Raw genomic sequence first — 16,544 nt, 5'->3', positions numbered from 1 at the left:
TCATGAATGCTGCCCACCTGCCCAGCATGCCGACGGTCCTTGTGATCGACGACGAAACCCGTTCGCAGGATGCCATCCGCCGCACGCTGGAAGACGACTTCCATGTGATCACCGCCGGTTCGGCCGAAGAGGGAAGGCAATTGCTTGACCGGCATCGTGTCTCGGTGCTGTTGTGCGACCACCGCATGCCCGGCATGACCGGCGTACAGTTCCTGAAAGAAGTGCGCGAACTGTGGCCGGATGTGGTGCGCATCATCATCTCCGGCTATACGGATTCCGAAGACATCATCGACGGCATCAACGAAGCCGGCATCTACCAATACCTGCTCAAGCCCTGGCTGCCCGACCACCTGCTGCAGACCGTGCGCAATGCGGCCGAGGCGCAGGCATTGCAGTCGGACATGCACCGACTGAACCTCGAGCTGCGCAACAGCACGCCGACCTTGCGCGCGCGCACGGAGGAAAAGCAGGCGCGCGTGCGCGACGCCTTCGACTTCAGCCGCATCGTGCGCGCACCGGGCAGCCCGATGGATTCGGTCTGCGAAGTGGCGGCGCGTATCGCCCGCTATGACTTGTCGGTACTGGTACTGGGCGAATCCGGCAGCGGCAAGGAGCTGCTCGCGCGCGCCATGCATTACGCCAGTCCGCGTGCGTCGCGTGCCTTCGTGATGGAAAACTGTGCGGCAGTGTCGGAGACCTTGCTGGAATCCGAGCTGTTCGGCCACAAGCGCGGCTCGTTTACCGGCGCCTATGAGGACCACATCGGCCTGTTCCAGCGCGCCGACGGCGGCACTGTCTTCCTTGACGAGATCGGCGACACCTCGCCCGGCTTCCAGGTGAAGCTGTTGCGCGTGCTGCAGGAAGGCGAAGTGCGTCCGGTCGGCGCAACCCGTGCGATCCCAATCAATGTGCGGGTAATTGCGGCCACTCATCGCAATCTCGAAGAAGACGTGCGTGCGGGCCGCTTCCGTCAGGACCTGTATTACCGACTGGCCGGCATGACGATTTCGATGCCGCCCTTGCGCGAGCGGACCGGCGACATTCCGCCGATTGCGGAAGCGTTGCTGCGGCAGGCTGCCGCCGAACTCGGCAAGCCGGTGACGAAGTTCACTGCGGACGCCATTGCCAGCCTGATGGCTTATCCATGGCACGGCAATATTCGCGAACTGCGCAATGAAATCTATCGCGCCGTTGCGCTCACCGATGACAGCGAGGTGAGTGCCCGCGCATTCTCGAGCAAAGTGCTGCAGGGGCAACCGGGTACTGCAGCGCTGAACGGTGGTCGCAACGCCGGACAGGCCGGCATGCCGCAATCCGGCACGCTGCAGGAGCGGCTCGATGCAATCGAAGCCGTCATCCTGAAGGAAACGCTACTGCGCTATCGCTGGAACAAGACACACGCATCGAAGGAACTCGGCCTGTCGCGCGTGGGATTGCGCAGCAAGCTGGTGCGCTTCGGCCTGGAGGAAAAGTGACGGCAGGTTTCAATGTTCTCTGGCTGCAGTCCGGCGGCTGCGGCGGCTGCACGATGTCGTTGCTGTGCGCGGACTCGACGGACTTCTTCGGCACGCTGCGCGACGCCGGCATCAACATGTTGTGGCATCCGTCGCTGTCGCTGGAGAGCGGCGCCGATGCGATCGACATCCTGCGCGCCTGCAGTGAAGGCAAAATCCCGCTGCATGCGCTGTGCGTCGAAGGCGCGCTGCTGCGCGGCCCGCACGGCAGCGGGCGCTTCCATATGTTTGCCGGCACCGGCCGGCCGATGATCGACTGGGTGCGCGAGCTTGCAGCCGTTGCCGATTACACGCTCGCCATCGGCAGCTGTGCCGCATATGGCGGCATCACCGCTGCCGGCGGCAACCCGACCGATGCCTGCGGCCTGCAATACGAAGGCGACCATGTCGGCGGCCTGCTCGGCGCCAGCTACACCGCGCGTGCCGGTTTGCCGGTCATCAATGTCGCCGGTTGCCCCACGCATCCGCAATGGGTCATCGAAACGCTGATGGCGCTTGGCACCGGCCAGTTCGATGCAAGCCAGATCGATGAGCTGGGGCGCCCGCGCTTCTATGCCGATAAGCTGGTGCATCACGGTTGCACGCGCAACGAGTTCTACGAGTTCAAGGCGAGCGCAGCAAAGCCGTCCGACCTCGGCTGCCTGATGGAAAACATGGGCTGCAAGGGTACGCAGGCGCATGCCGACTGCAGCGCCCGGCTGTGGAATGGCGAGGGCTCCTGCCTGCGCGGCGGTTATGCCTGCATCAGCTGCACCGAGCCGGGATTCGAAGAGCCGGGCCATCCCTTCCATGTGACGCCGAAGATCGCGGGCATTCCGATCGGCCTGCCGTCGGACATGCCCAAGGCCTGGTTCGTCGCCTTGTCGTCCTTGTCGAAATCCGCCACGCCGAAGCGCGTACGCGACAACGCGCGGGTCGACCATCCGGTCGTCACGCCAGCCATCCGCAAGACGCGGCTGAAATGAGGATCGGATGTCACGACTGATCATCGGCCCTTTCAACCGCGTCGAGGGCGACCTCGAGGTGCAGCTTGATGTTGCCGACGGTGTCGTGCGTTCTGCGCAGGTCAACGCGCCGATGTACCGCGGCTTCGAGCAGATCCTGCAGCAAAAGCATCCGTTCGACGCGATGGTCTACGTTCCGCGCATCTGCGGCATCTGTTCCGTATCGCAATCAGTCGCCGCTGCACGCGCACTTGCCGATGCAATGAATGTGACGCCACCGCCCAACGGCCAGATCGTCACGAACCTGATGCTCGCAACGGAAAACCTTGCCGACCACCTGACGCACTTCTACCTGTTCTTCATGCCCGACTTCGCGCGTCCTGCCTACGCAGGCAGGGCTTGGCATGCGCAGGTGCAGCAGCGATTCGCAGCGCAGCAGGGAGAACATGCGCGCCAGGCGCTGGCGGCGCGGCAGCGCTGGTTCACCTTGCTCGGCACGCTGGGCGGGAAATGGCCGCATACGCAGTCCATCCATCCTGGTGGTTCGGCGCGCGCCGTCGATGCGTCGGAACGGTTGCGCCTGCTGATGCGTGTGCGCGAGTTCCGCTCCTTCCTGGAACGCACCGTGTTTTCTGCCCCGCTGGAACAGATCGCCGCGCTCGACAGCGAGGAAGCATTGTGGACATGGCATCAAAGCGCCGCGCCGGACGAGGGCGATTTCCGCCTGTTCCTGACGATTGCGCGCGACATCGCGCTGGACCGGCTGGGGGCAGGACCCGGCCTTTACCTGTCCTACGGCTCCTACCCGCATGACGGCGACATGCAGTTTGCGCGCGGTACGTGGGATGCGGCATCGGGCACAGCCGCCGCAATCGATCTGCAGGCAATCGCAGAAGACGCGACAAGCGCATGGCTGTCCGACCAGGGCGGGCCGCGCCATCCGCAGCAAGGGCTGACGCTGCCGGCACCGGAAAAGCCCGGCGCCTATACCTGGAACAAGGCGCCGCGACTCGCCGGGCGCGTTCTGGAAACCGGCGCACTCGCGCGCCAGCTCGTCAACGGCCATCCGCTGATCCGCGACGCGGCTGCGCGCTGCGGCGGAAATGTTTACACCCGCGTGCTGGCACGCCTGCTGGAATTCGCGCTGGTGGTGCCGGCAATGGAGAAATGGCTAGGCGCACTGCAAATGGGCGAGCCGTTTTTCAATGACGCACCGTTGCCCGACCATGCGGACGGCACGGGTCTCGCGGAAGCGGCGCGCGGCAGCCTTGGTCACTGGCTTTCCATCCGCGACGGCAAGCTGATGAACTACCAGATCGTCGCGCCGACATCATGGAATTTCTCGCCGCGTGACGCCAATGGTGTGCCGGGCGCGCTGGAAGCGGCGCTGGTTGGTGCGCCGGTGGTCGGCGGCGAAGCCACGCCGGTCGCGGTCCAGCACATCGTGCGCTCCTTCGATCCCTGCATGGTTTGCACCGTGCACTGAACGGACGACGCTTCCACGGAACCATCGACATGCCAAAGCGAGAGTCAAATCCAAAGTCACCCAGCCTGCCTTCCCTTGGCGCGCTGCCGCACCAGCCGCCGATCGAAGGCATGGATGAGGCGATGTGGGTCGACGTGATCCAGAAGATGGACGAGGTGTACTCGCAGCTCGTGCGCGATGAAATTGCGCTGGAAGAAAAGAACGAGGAACTCGAGCGCTCGCAGCGGTTCATCTTCAGCCTGCTGTCGGCCATGTCCGATGTGCTGATCGCCTGCAACCACCGCGGCGAGATCGAAGAAACCAACGCCGCGCTGCGCGAGCTGGTCGGCATGAGTGAAGCTGCACTGCGCGGCATGCCGATCTATGCGCTGCTTGCCGACGAGAAGAGTGCTTCCTGCGTGCGCAATGTAGTTGAACAGGCCGAGCCGCAGCGCATCAGCGATGTGGCCGAGTTGAACCTGAGGAATGCCGCGCTTGAGCCCGTTCCGGTCGACTTCAATTGCACGCCGCGAATCGACAGCAGCGGCAAGCGCGCGGGCTACGTCTTTGTCGGCCGGCCGGTCGCGGAACTCAAGCGCGCCTACCACGAATTGCGCGAGACGCACGAAGCCTTGAAGCGCACGCAGCGCCAGCTACTGCATTCGGAAAAAATGGCGTCCCTCGGCCGCTTGGTCGCCGGCGTCGCTCACGAGCTGAATAATCCGATCAGCTTCGTGCTCGGCAATGTGCATGCGCTCAAGCGCTACAGCGAGCGTCTTGCCGCCTACATCAATGCCTTCCATGGCGGCGCACCGCACGAGGAGCTGGACGCGATGCGGCAAACGCTGCGCATCGACCGCATTCTTGGCGACCTACCGTCGCTGATCGACGGCACCATCGAGGGTGCGCAGCGCACTACCGACATCGTCAACGGCCTCAAGCGCTTCTCGGTCGTGGACCGCGAAGAGAAAACGACGCTGGACCTCGGCAGCGTGGTCCAGCGCGCGATTCACTGGGTGAAGAAAGGCACCGCGCCTGAGTTCACCGTCCACTGGCAGGCGCATGCGCCGCTGGATGTGACCGGCAATGCCGGACAGTTGATGCAGGTGCTGATGAACCTGATCCAGAACGCCTATGACGCAGCAACAGCGGCGAACGTAGCGCTGCCCCAGCTCTGGATTTCGGCGCACACCGATGGGCGCACCGTGTCGCTTGTCCTGCGTGACAACGGCCCAGGGATTTCACTGGAGCACATGTCCCAGATTTTCGACCCTTTCTTTACGACCAAGCCGGTCGGCAAGGGCACCGGCCTCGGGCTTTCCATCAGCTACGGCATCATCGAGCAGCACGGCGGCAGGATGTATGCGCGCAATGCGGCAGAAGGCGGTGCGGAGTTCGTCATCGAGTTGCCCGTCGCAGTTCGGTAAAGCTTGCCAAGGGCGCTTTCGCCGGAGCGCCACTTCGTAGTAACCTCTCGCGATGGAAAATACACTCAACTCCCCGGCAAAAGCCACACTCTTCAATGCCGCTCCTTTTATCAAGGAAATCGGCCGCGGCAAGAAAGGTTCGCGCAACCTGTCGCGCGAGAATGCCAAACTCCTCTATGCCGCCATGCTGGACGGATGTGTTTCTGATCTGGAACTCGGCGCATTGACACTGGCACTGCGCATCAAGGGCGAGACGGTCGATGAAATCGCCGGCTTCCTCGATGCGGCGGAAGAGTCCTTTGACAAACTGCAGGCCCCCGCCGGCGAATTCGCGCCGGTCGTCATTCCGAGCTATAACGGTTCGCGCCAGATGGCCAACCTGACGCCGCTATTGGCGCTGCTGCTTGCACAGCGCGGCGTGCCCGTGCTGATCCACGGCGTCGTCAATGACCTCGGCCGCGTGACGACCGCAGAAATCCTGCGTGAGCTCGGCTTGCCAGTTGCGACGACGACGGAAATGGCACAGCAAGGCTTCGCGCGGCGCGAACCGGTCTTCATGCCGATCGAGGCACTTGCGCCCCGCGTGGCAAAGTTGCTCGCACTGCGCCGCATCCTCGGCGTGCGCAATTCCACCCACACGCTGGTGAAGATCATGCAACCGTTTGCCGGACCGGCATTGCGACTGACTTCCTACACGCATCCGGAATACTTGGAAATGCTGTCGTCCTATTTCTCGACAGCCGCACCCGTCGCACGCGGCGATGCCTTCCTGATGCGCGGCACGGAAGGCGAAACGGTCGCCAATGCGAAGCGCGCGCAACAGATCGAATGGTTCCACGCTCACGAACGCACGATCCTCGTGCAGAAACAGCCCGCGGTGGACGAGTTACCGCCTCTGCCCGAACAAAGCGACGCGGCGACGACCGCCGCGTGGATCAAGGCCGCATTGCGTGGCGAACAGCCGGTTCCGGTGCCGATTGCGGAGCAGGTCGAGCATTGCGTTGAGGTCGCAAGGCAGTTACGGTTGCGATAGTTGGATAATTGATTCGCTGCCAATAAGGGATGTGACCAGCCTTCTGTCGCATCCTTTATTCGTGTAATGCCTGCCGGAACCCGTACAATCACGGCTTGTTTTTGACCGGGCAAGCCATGGCTAACCAGTTTGATGTTGCAGTAATCGGTGCAGGCGCCGCCGGCATGATGTGCGCGGCCGTGGCCGGCCAGCGCGGAAAGAAAGTCGTGCTGGTCGACCACGCCAGCCATCTCGCGGAAAAAATCCGCATCTCCGGCGGTGGGCGCTGCAATTTCACCAACCTGCACGCCGGCCCGCAAAACTACCTCTCGGAAAACCCGCATTTCTGCCGCAGCGCCTTGTCGCGCTACACGCCGCAGGATTTCATCGCGCTGGTCAAGCGCTACCGCATCGCCTATCACGAGAAGCACAAAGGACAACTGTTCTGCGACGAGTCCGCCGAACAGATCATCGACATGCTGAAGGCAGAGTGCAACGTCGGCAATGTCGCCTGGCGTATGCCGTGCAAGATCGAAGCAATCGGCAAGGATGGCGAACTGTTTCGAATCGACACCGACGGCGGTGCCATTCGCGCCACCAATGTCGTCATCGCAACCGGCGGCCTGTCCATCCCGAAGATCGGCGCAACCGATTTTGCCTACCGCATCGCCAAGCAATTCGGCCTGAAGCTGATCGAGCCGCGACCGGCACTGGTTCCGCTCACTTTCGACCATGCGGCATGGGAACCGTTTATCCCATTGGCCGGCATTGCGCTGGAAGTCGATATCGAAACCGGCGAAAAGAAGTCGCGCATGCGCTTCCGCGAAGATTTGCTGTTTACGCATCGCGGCCTGTCCGGCCCGGCAGTGCTCCAGATCTCCAGCTACTGGCAGCCCGGCACCGCACTCACGCTGAACCTGCTGCCAGAAATGGACGTCGCGCAGACCCTTATCGAAGGCAAGACGTCCATCAAGAAGAATCTAGGCAACCTGCTGTCGCAATGGATGCCTGCACGCCTCGCGGAAGGATTGTTGCAGGCAAACGGCTTCCGCGCCGATGCGCGACTGGCAGACATGCCCGACAAACAACTGCGTAAGGTCGGTGAAGCGATCAACCGCTGGACCATTGTGCCAAACGGCTCCGAAGGCTATCGCAAGGCTGAAGTTACGCGCGGCGGTGTCGATACGCGCGAGCTGTCGCAGCAAAGCATGATGGCAAACAAGGTGCCGGGGCTGCACTTCATCGGCGAGGCAGTCGATGTGACCGGCTGGCTCGGTGGATACAACTTCCAGTGGGCGTGGGCGTCCGGAACGGCGGCAGGAATGGCAGTTTAATCAATCTCATTGCATATCCGAAACAAAACCCTTGACAGGGTTTGCAATGCATTTTGAACCTGCTATACTCGCGGTCTTTCCCTAAAAACTTGGCTTGAGTTTACATGACCACAATTCGCCTTAAAGAAAACGAGCCGTTTGAAGTTGCCATGCGCCGCTTCAAGCGCACCATTGAAAAAACCGGTTTGCTGACCGAGTTGCGTGCGCGCGAGTTTTACGAAAAGCCGACTGCTGAGCGCAAGCGCAAGCTGGCCGCTGCTGTGAAGCGCCACTACAAGCGCATCCGCAGCCAGCAACTGCCGAAGAAGCTGTACTGATTTCCGCTGCCGCACGCTGTGTGCGGCCGTGTCGTGCAAACCCGCTCCGGACTGCCGCAGCGGGTTTTGGCATTTCGGGTTGTTGGTTGGGTTTTCGTCTGGTTCGGCGTGTTTGTCGTTGACCCTCCACTGTCCCGCCCGCAGCTGAATTGAACTGGAGAAAAAATGAGCCTCAAAGAGCAAATCACCGAAGACATGAAGGCTGCGATGCGCGCCAAGGACACGGGACGCCTCGGCACCATTCGTCTGCTGACCGCTGCGATGAAGCAGAAGGAAGTCGATGAGCGTATCGAGCTCAATGACACGCACATCCTTGCCATCATCGAAAAGATGATCAAGCAGCGCAAGGACTCGATTACACAGTTCGAGGCTGGCGGACGTCAGGACCTGGCTGAAATCGAAAAGGCCGAAGTGGCCGTCCTGTCGACCTACATGCCCGCCGCGCTGTCGAACGAGGAAATCCAGGCGGCTGTCGCTGCAGCCGTCGCGGAGACCGGCGCCGCCGGTCCGCAGGACATGGGCAAGGTGATGGCGGTACTGAAGCCGAAACTGGCTGGTCGTGCCGACATGACGGCGGTTTCCGGTCTGGTGAAGGCGGCGCTGGCCAAGGCGTAAATTGCCTGAATGCGGTGGTTTAAATACCGTCGGTGTGCCCCCATTTTCATCCTGTGGCAGCAAGGCTCGCACAGTAACACCCATTGCCCCGGCCCGATAACGAGCCGGTCATGTTTCTAAAACAGTTCCAGGAACATTCCGACCGCGTCCTCCGCCGTGATTCCACAATCTTTCATTCAGGATTTGCTCAACCGCGTCGATATCGTCGATATCGTCGGCCGTTATGTGCAGCTGAAGAAAGGTGGCGCGAACTACATGGGCCTGTGCCCGTTCCATAACGAGAAATCCCCCAGCTTTACCGTCAGCCCGACCAAGCAGTTCTATCATTGCTTTGGCTGCGGCGCGCACGGCACAGCCATCGGCTTCCTGATCGAATATTCCGGTCTCGGCTTTGTCGAGGCGGTAAAGGATCTCGCGCAGGGCGTTGGCATGACCGTGCCGGATCAGGATCGACTGCCACCCGCCCAGCGCGCCGAAGTGACTGCCAAGAGCCTCGCCTTGTCCGAGGTGATGTCGAAGGCGAATGATTTTTATCGCCACCAGCTGCGTGGCGCGCCGCAAGCGATCAATTACCTGAAGAACCGCGGCCTGACTGGCGAAATTGCTGCGAAGTTCAGCCTCGGCTATGCGCCCGGCGGCTGGGACAATCTCCGCACCGTGTTCCCGAATTACGCCGCCCCCGAGCTGGTCGAGGCTGGGCTCGTGATCGACCGCAGCGAAGAGGAGGGTGGTGGCGGCAAGCGCTATGACCGCTTCCGCGACCGCATCATGTTCCCCATCCGGAATATCAAGGGGCAGGTAATCGGTTTTGGTGGCCGGGTCCTCGATGGTGGTGAGCCAAAGTACTTGAACTCTCCTGAAACACCCCTATTTCAGAAGGGAAATGAGCTATACGGTTTGTTTGAGGCGCGTCAGGCGATCCGCGAAGCCGGTTACGCGCTTGTGACGGAAGGTTACATGGATGTGGTCGCGTTGGCGCAGCTTGGTTTTCCACAGGCGGTGGCAACGCTCGGCACAGCCTGTACCCCGACCCATGTGCAAAAGCTGCTGCGCCAGACGGATCAGGTGATTTTCAGCTTCGACGGCGATGCGGCTGGACGTCGCGCCGCGCGCCGCGCGCTCGACGCCTGTTTGCCGCACGCGACGGACAACAAGACGCTGAAGTTTCTGTTCCTGCCACCCGAGCATGATCCTGATAGTTATGTTCGGGAAATGGGGGCGGAAGCCTTCGAGCAGCAGGTGGCGGATGCAATGCCGCTTTCGCAATTCCTGCTGAAGGAAGTGTCGCAGGATCACGACTTGGGGACATCCGAAGGGCGGGCTAGGACGCAGTTCGACGCGAAGCCGCTGTTGCAGGCAATGCCGCCGTCCGCATTGCGCTTGCAGATCGTGCGCGGTCTGGCGCAAATGACGCAGACCACGCCAGCCGAGATAGAGGCCTTGTTCGAGCTGGCGCAACCGGTTGCACGCGTCAAGGTGGCGCCGCCGAAGACCAAGCGCACGCCACCGATGGGACTGGAACTGCAAATGATCAGGCTGCTGATCGCGCAGCCGGCTCTGGCCGAAACCGTGGATCAGGCGTCAATTGAGGCGGTCGCGCAGCTGGCACCGGACAATGCAGCACTCCTGAAGCAGCTGCTGGAGGCCTGTCTGGCACTTGGCCAGCACGCCAATTTTGCGGCACTGGCGGAGCAGTTGAAGGCCTCCAGCTCGGATTTTGACACCCTGATCGCCGAAATTGCGGCCGATACCGAGCAGGATCCGGACGCGGCGCGTCTGGAGCTTGCCGGAGCGGTCCGGCAGACTAAAATGCAAGTATTGAAAGCCGAGCTTGAGCGTTTGGCAGCAGGCGGCCTGAAAACAGAGGAAGCGCGCCTGAGGTACCGGGAACTGACCCAACAGCAAGAGCAACTCCGGCGCCAAAGTGGGGTCGAAACCACAGCACGATAACGCAGGGCTTGACTTTGAGCTGGAGAAATGTTGCCCTGTGTGGTATCATTAAAAGCTTTTGATTCAAGGCCTTAGCGAAATTGTCTGCCGCGAAACCTTTCGGGGGAGCAGCAAAAAGACTAAGGGATGTCGCGCGGGCGAATGCCGAGCCGGAATGAAAATTCGGCTCCAACCAAGCGCAATTTCACTCGGCGCACGAGAGCAATCCAGTTGGTATTGATTCCATGGCAAACGCAATGAAAAAACCCGCGAAGACGACAACTACCACAAAAAAAGCGAAATCGGCTGCAACTAAAGCTGCCTCGAGCAAGTCGATGGCAAAGCCTGCCGTGAAGAAGACCGCTGCCGCTGCGCCCCCAAGCAAGGCGAAAACACCGAGCAAGGCCGCGACGAAAACCGTTGCCAAACCGGCGCCCAAGACTGCTGCCGTAAAAGCAACGACGTCAAAGGCGAAACCGTCATCCCGAGCTGCTGCAAAGCCCGCTCCCGAGAAACTGAAAGCACCCGTGACCACCAAGAAATCCGAACCGAAGACTGCAGAAAAAGCGGCGAAAACCGCCGCCAAGGCTGCACCGAAGTCCGAAAGCAAAGTAATGGCAGTCAGCCAGACGACCGATGCCGCCGCACTGGCAGCCATCGACACGTCCAGCTACGTGTTACCTACTGTGAAAGTTCCTGGCCGTCGCGGACGCAAGCCGAAGGATTTCCAGCCGGAGAATGACGAAGTCGCAGCACTGAACGCGGTTGAGCGCGCAGAACTGAAAGCCGCCGACAAGGCAAAGGCAAAAGATCGCAAGGCCAAGGAAAAGGCCCTGCTGAAAGATGCCTTCTCGGACAGCGAAGCGAGCGAAGAAGAGCTCGAGCAGCGTCGCCAGAAGCTGAAGTCCCTGATCAAGCTCGGCAAGGACCGCGGCTTCCTCACGTTCTCCGAAATTAACGACCACCTGCCGGAAAACATCGTCGATCCTGAAGCGATCGAAGGCATCATCGGCACTTTCAACGACATGGGCATCGCCGTCTACGAACAGGCGCCGGATGCCGAGACCTTGCTGCTGTCCGACAACGTAGCCAATGTCGCCACCGACGAAGACGCCGAAGCAGCTGCCGAAGCGGCGCTGTCGACCGTCGATTCCGATTTCGGCCGTACCACCGACCCGGTCCGCATGTACATGCGCGAAATGGGATCGGTCGAACTGCTGACCCGTGAAGGCGAAATCGAAATCGCCAAGCGCATCGAAGAAGGCCTGAAGGACATGATCCAGGCGATCTCCGCGTGCCCGACCACAATCGCCGAGATCCTCGCCGCGGCAGATCGTATCGCCAAGGAGGAAATGAAGGTCGACGAGATCGTCGACGGTCTTGTCGATCCGAACGCGACGGAAGAAGTCGCCGCAACCCCGGCTGCTGCCTCGGATGATGACGAAGACGAGGATGCCGACGAAGAAGAGGAAGAAGAGGAAGAAGAATCGAATGCCGGTGGTGGTGCTGCCGGTTTTTCCGCCGAACAGCTTGAGCAGTTGAAGCGCGATTCGCTGTCGAAGTTCGAGGAAATCGCCGGACAGTTCGACAAGATGCGCAAGGCCTATGAGAAGGAAGGCTACAACTCCAAGCCGTACGTGAAGGCGCAGGAAACGATCTCCAACGAATTGCTGAGCATCCGCTTCACCGCGAAGTTCGTCGAAAAGCTGTGCGACACGCTGCGCGGCCAAGTCGATGAAGTGCGTCACATCGAGAAGCAGATTCTTGACGTGACCGTGAATCGCTGCGGCATGCCGCGCGCGCATTTCATCAGGGTCTTCCCGGGCAACGAAACCAACCTCGACTGGATTGATGGCGAAGTCACCGGCAATCATTCATACAGCGCCGTCCTCGGCCGTAATGTTCCGACCATCAAGGAACTTCAGCAGAAGCTGATCGATTTGCAAGCACGCGTCGTGCTGCCGCTGCCTGACTTGCGCAACATCAACAAGAAGATGGCTGCGGGCGAGATGAAGGCACGCAAGGCCAAGCGCGAAATGACCGAGGCCAACCTGCGTCTTGTGATCTCGATCGCGAAGAAGTACACCAACCGTGGCCTGCAGTTCCTCGACCTGATCCAGGAAGGCAATATCGGCCTGATGAAGGCAGTGGATAAGTTCGAATACCGTCGCGGCTACAAGTTCTCGACTTATGCGACATGGTGGATCCGTCAGGCCATCACTCGCTCGATCGCTGACCAAGCCCGTACGATCCGTATTCCGGTCCACATGATCGAAACGATCAACAAGATGAACCGCATCTCGCGTCAGATTCTGCAGGAAACCGGTGCTGAGCCGGATCCGGCAACGCTGGCGATCAAGATGGAAATGCCGGAAGACAAGATCCGCAAGATCATGAAGATCGCGAAAGAGCCGATCTCCATGGAAACGCCGATCGGTGACGACGACGATTCGCATCTTGGCGACTTCATCGAAGACAACAACACGCTGGCCCCGGCCGACGCGGCATTGCATGCTTCGATGCGCGGTGTGGTGAAAGACGTGCTGGATTCCCTGACGCCGCGCGAAGCCAAGGTGCTGCGCATGCGTTTTGGCATCGAGATGTCGACCGATCACACGCTGGAAGAAGTGGGCAAGCAGTTTGACGTCACGCGTGAGCGCATTCGCCAAATAGAGGCGAAGGCATTGCGCAAGCTGCGCCATCCGTCGCGCTCCGACAAGCTGAAGAGCTTCCTCGAAGGCAGTTAATCGTTTAACATTGCCAAACTTCATGGGTGGGTAACACCGCCCACGTTTTTTGGCAGCGACTATCGGGCCTCTAGCTCATGCTTGGTTAGAGCAGCGGACTCATAATCCGTTGGTGCCGTGTTCGACTCACGGGAGGCCCACCAAAATTTATGTAGTACTATCAAAGGGTTAGATGAGAAATCGTCTAGCCCTTTTTCTCTGCCCTTTCTCTCCTGCTCAACGTATGCTCAAGGAGAGAGACCTCATGGCTTCAATCAGCAAGCGAGGTAACAAGTGGCACGTCCGTATCTGTCGTAAAAATTCCCCTACCATCTGCAAGACCTTTTCCCTGTTCAAGGATGCCCAGACATGGGCTAAGAACATTGAACTTCAGCTTGAACGCGGCGAGGCACTAGGACGGGACACTGTCCTTCTCAGTACCCTTATTGAGCGCTATCAGTCTTCCGTTGCACTAACCAAGAAGGGTTATAAGCAGGAGGCTCCTCGATTACGAGCGTGGCTTCAGCATCCCTTTGCCAAGAGGGAAGCAGCGTCCATCAAACCCGCCGACATCGCCTCATACCGCGATCAAAGATTGAAGGAAGGGAAAGCAGCCGCTACCGTCCGGATAGAGCTATCACTCATTTCTTCCGTATATAAATATGCCAAGCATGAATGGGGATTCACCAAGCTATCCAATCCAGTAACGGAGATTAAGAGGCCGCCACCATCCAAGGGACGGGACAGACGTCTCGAAGACGGAGAGCTGGATGCGATTCTTTGCGTGACAGAGGGGACTTACATGGCTCCCGTCATCCTTCTGGCAATTGAGACTGCGATGAGGGCAGGGGAACTTGCATCCCTTCAATGGGAGCATATCAATCTGGTCAAACGGACTGCGGTGCTACCAGACACCAAGAACGGGGATAAAAGAGTCGTCCCTTTGTCCACCAAAGCGATAGAAATACTGAGGAAAATGGAGAGAAATGGTGATAACGTCTTTCATTTTCAGGATTCTTATGTAATCTCTGACGCGTTCAGAAGGATCACAAAAAGGGCAGGAATAATGGGATTACGGTTCCACGACCTGAGGCATGAGGCGGTCTCAAGGCTCTTTGAGAAGCGTTTGAACGTCATGGAAGTGGCATCCATATCCGGCCATCGAAGCCTGCAAATGCTCCAACGATATACCCACCTTCGTGCCGAAGAGCTGGCCTTGAAGTTGGATTAGCTAAATTTATTTTAAAAGCCGAGTCGAGTTTTCTCCATTTTCTCGATATATGGCCTTAGAAGCGCTCAATACAAAGCGCATTTCTAAGTTGAGCACCTCTTGCACATGGCGAGGGGTGCTTTTTTTACGCCCTTTGGTGGTTTCAGGGGGACAGAAAGGAAAAAGGAGAACTGAATAAGGATGCTTAATGCGTCATTGAACCGCGTCACAGAAATCGAGCTTCTGGACGCAATGTGTGGGACAGGGAAAAGTTATAGCCTATTCAAATTTGTAACGCAAAACCCTCACGAACGCTTTATCTACGTTACCCCAATGTTGACCGAGGTGGAATCCCGAGCCGCAATAGAACTGGCGAAACTTGGTGATACAGAGACTGTTTTTCATTCGCCGACGGGAGATGGATACAAGACGAAAGGAGATCACTTAGTCGATCTACTCCAAGCGGGAAAGAACGTTATCTGCACCCATACGCTCTTTCAGCAGCTATCACTGGAGGGAATACATGCGGTATGGAGCCGGGAATACATCGTAATCGTTGATGAAGAGCTGGGGATGATTGAACCGCTCAACGACTCTGTTTTGCCGACACAAGATCGAAAGCAGTTGCTCAAAGATCAAGTGATCACCACCGAGGCGGATGGTAGGGTCATATGGCTTCGCGATGAGTGGGGCAATGGTGCCTTCACTGAGGCTCGAAAGTTAGCCAATAACGGAGGCCTTTACAGCAACCGGAACGGAGCATTCTTCAACGTTCAACTCCCTGTTGAGCTAATCCGAGCGGCCAAGCGCGTTATCGTCGCTACCTACCTTTTTGAAGGAAGCGTTTTTCAGGCTTTCTTGGCCATCAAGGGTATCGGGTACAAGCCGTTCTCTTTCGAAGGGATGGAACTGCGGGATGAACGCGAACTCAAGGCACGTTTGCGGGACCGGATAGAGTTTTACGGATCACCTGCAACCATGGAGAAGCTTTATCGGCAAGTAGGCATCCCCGTGGACGATTTACGTACGCAGGCATCCAACTCAACCTTCAGTACCAGTTGGTACAAGAATGCGACCTTCGCCGATAAGAACCGAGTAGGAAACCACATACGCAACACTGCCAGGAGCATGGGTGTAAAGGTGGACGACCTGATCTACACGCTCCCTAGTACGGTGGTAGGCAAAGAAGGAGAAAAGTGGAACACGCGTAGAAAAGGCGTACTAAAAATCAAGGGCTTTGGGGCTCAGTCCTGCTTCCTGCATAAAGGAGCTAGGGCGACGAATGATTACGCCCACAAGACAGCAGCAATCCACGCCTACAACCGCTATTCTCACCCCGCAGTAAAGTCATACCTAGAGGAGCAGGGAGCAAAAGTTGACGAGGATTCGTTCGCTTTGGCGGAGCTAATCCAATGGTTCTTCCGAACCGCTATACGAGAACCAAACGGCCCTAAGGTCAAGCTCCATATCGTCAGTCCACGTATGGATAAGCTATTCAAGAACTGGCTATATAGCTGAATAAATACCTACGAGGAGAGGAGCTGCTACCCCAATATGCAGCTCTCCTCCCGTAGGAAAACTGCTTGGTCTAATACCCGGACCAAATATGACCGCGAACCCAGCATTCATGCGGGTTTGCGGGCATCTCCCTTAGAAAGAGAAGAATACTCTTAGAAGTAAATCCCACCTACGCTTTCTGCAAGAAAGGGTAGGACACCCTTCATTCTTATAGATCAATGAACTTCTCTTCCGCAGAATCTCAGAAAAATAGTTATCGAGACTGGAAGAGCAGTTGTTATTCGTGATAGTAGCTCCTTTCAGGAATTGTCTTCTAAACGTAGGGAAGACCTCAGAGCCCTTATGGGTCTCTTCGTTGTCTCCCGGATTCGTTATCACGATTGATTTCTATGAATGAGAGTTTGAACGTAAGCGCCCGGCCATCCCGTCTTGAGGCTGGAGGAGCGTGAAGTTACGCGGCGGGACGCCAGCGATGCGGCAGGAGTTCGTCGATACGGCGGGCCGGCAAGGACGGCAAACGTTCCAGCACATCC

The 16,544-nt window shown here is 58.7% G+C and carries 13 protein-coding genes and 1 tRNA gene; 13 read left to right on the top strand and 1 reads right to left on the bottom strand.

The features are described 5' to 3' along the window. The first annotated feature begins 2 nt into the window (after nt 1-2). The 9 genes from ACYVIA_RS13550 (at nt 3) to dnaG (ending at nt 10,578) form a co-directional block, all read left to right on the top strand. Complete coding sequence (locus ACYVIA_RS13550; protein ID WP_460841602.1) at nt 3-1,475, top strand: sigma-54-dependent transcriptional regulator; 1,473 nt, start codon at nt 3-5, stop codon at nt 1,473-1,475. Beyond that, nucleotides 1,472-2,479, top strand: coding sequence for an NADH-quinone oxidoreductase subunit B family protein (locus ACYVIA_RS13545; RefSeq protein WP_460841601.1), 1,008 nt, complete (start codon nt 1,472-1,474; stop codon nt 2,477-2,479). The genes ACYVIA_RS13550 and ACYVIA_RS13545 overlap by 4 nt, the downstream gene beginning before the upstream one ends. Nucleotides 2,480-2,486: 7 nt before the next feature. Then, nucleotides 2,487-3,944: a nickel-dependent hydrogenase large subunit gene (locus tag ACYVIA_RS13540; RefSeq protein ID WP_460841599.1), complete on the top strand. Its 1,458-nt coding sequence runs from the start codon at nt 2,487-2,489 to the stop codon at nt 3,942-3,944. Nucleotides 3,945-3,973: 29 nt separating this feature from the next. Next, nucleotides 3,974-5,350, top strand: coding sequence for a sensor histidine kinase (locus ACYVIA_RS13535; RefSeq protein WP_460841598.1), 1,377 nt, complete (start codon nt 3,974-3,976; stop codon nt 5,348-5,350). A 52-nt stretch (nt 5,351-5,402) separates the two neighbouring features. Continuing rightward, on the top strand, nt 5,403-6,383 hold the full coding sequence (gene ybiB, locus ACYVIA_RS13530) for a DNA-binding protein YbiB (protein WP_460841596.1): 981 nt from the start codon (nt 5,403-5,405) through the stop codon (nt 6,381-6,383). 116 nt (nt 6,384-6,499) lie between these two features. Beyond that, nucleotides 6,500-7,696 (top strand): BaiN/RdsA family NAD(P)/FAD-dependent oxidoreductase, encoded by a 1,197-nt coding sequence (locus ACYVIA_RS13525; protein WP_460841594.1) that lies wholly within the window; start codon nt 6,500-6,502, stop codon nt 7,694-7,696. A gap of 104 nt (nt 7,697-7,800) precedes the next feature. Beyond that, the gene (gene rpsU, locus ACYVIA_RS13520) at nt 7,801-8,013 is read left to right on the top strand and encodes a 30S ribosomal protein S21 (RefSeq protein WP_005665410.1); all 213 of its coding nucleotides are present in this window, start codon (nt 7,801-7,803) and stop codon (nt 8,011-8,013) included. A 165-nt stretch (nt 8,014-8,178) separates the two neighbouring features. Then, nucleotides 8,179-8,628 (top strand): GatB/YqeY domain-containing protein, encoded by a 450-nt coding sequence (locus ACYVIA_RS13515; RefSeq protein WP_460841591.1) that lies wholly within the window; start codon nt 8,179-8,181, stop codon nt 8,626-8,628. Nucleotides 8,629-8,784: 156 nt separating this feature from the next. Further along, nucleotides 8,785-10,578 (top strand): DNA primase, encoded by a 1,794-nt coding sequence (gene dnaG, locus ACYVIA_RS13510; RefSeq protein WP_460841589.1) that lies wholly within the window; start codon nt 8,785-8,787, stop codon nt 10,576-10,578. A gap of 184 nt (nt 10,579-10,762) precedes the next feature. Here dnaG and ACYVIA_RS13505 read toward each other — a convergent pair whose 3' ends face one another. After that, nucleotides 10,763-11,215: a hypothetical protein gene (locus ACYVIA_RS13505; protein WP_460841587.1), complete on the bottom strand. Its 453-nt coding sequence runs from the start codon at nt 11,213-11,215 to the stop codon at nt 10,763-10,765. On the opposite strand from ACYVIA_RS13505, the gene rpoD reads away from it, so the two are divergent. From rpoD to ACYVIA_RS13485, 4 genes are all read left to right on the top strand, one after another. Next, nucleotides 11,172-13,304, top strand: coding sequence for an RNA polymerase sigma factor RpoD (gene rpoD / locus ACYVIA_RS13500; RefSeq protein ID WP_460841585.1), 2,133 nt, complete (start codon nt 11,172-11,174; stop codon nt 13,302-13,304). The two genes, ACYVIA_RS13505 and rpoD, sit on opposite strands and share 44 nt — an antisense overlap. A gap of 64 nt (nt 13,305-13,368) precedes the next feature. Further along, a tRNA-Ile gene (locus tag ACYVIA_RS13495) sits at nt 13,369-13,447 on the top strand. Between the two features lie 101 nt (nt 13,448-13,548). Beyond that, on the top strand, nt 13,549-14,514 hold the full coding sequence (locus ACYVIA_RS13490; RefSeq protein ID WP_460841583.1) for a tyrosine-type recombinase/integrase: 966 nt from the start codon (nt 13,549-13,551) through the stop codon (nt 14,512-14,514). Between the two features lie 180 nt (nt 14,515-14,694). Beyond that, nucleotides 14,695-16,011 (top strand): hypothetical protein, encoded by a 1,317-nt coding sequence (locus tag ACYVIA_RS13485; RefSeq protein WP_460841581.1) that lies wholly within the window; start codon nt 14,695-14,697, stop codon nt 16,009-16,011. Nucleotides 16,012-16,544: the final 533 nt, after the last annotated feature.

It is taken from the genome of Noviherbaspirillum agri, from assembly GCF_054780595.1.
This window is presented reverse-complemented; position numbering and strand designations above follow the sequence as displayed.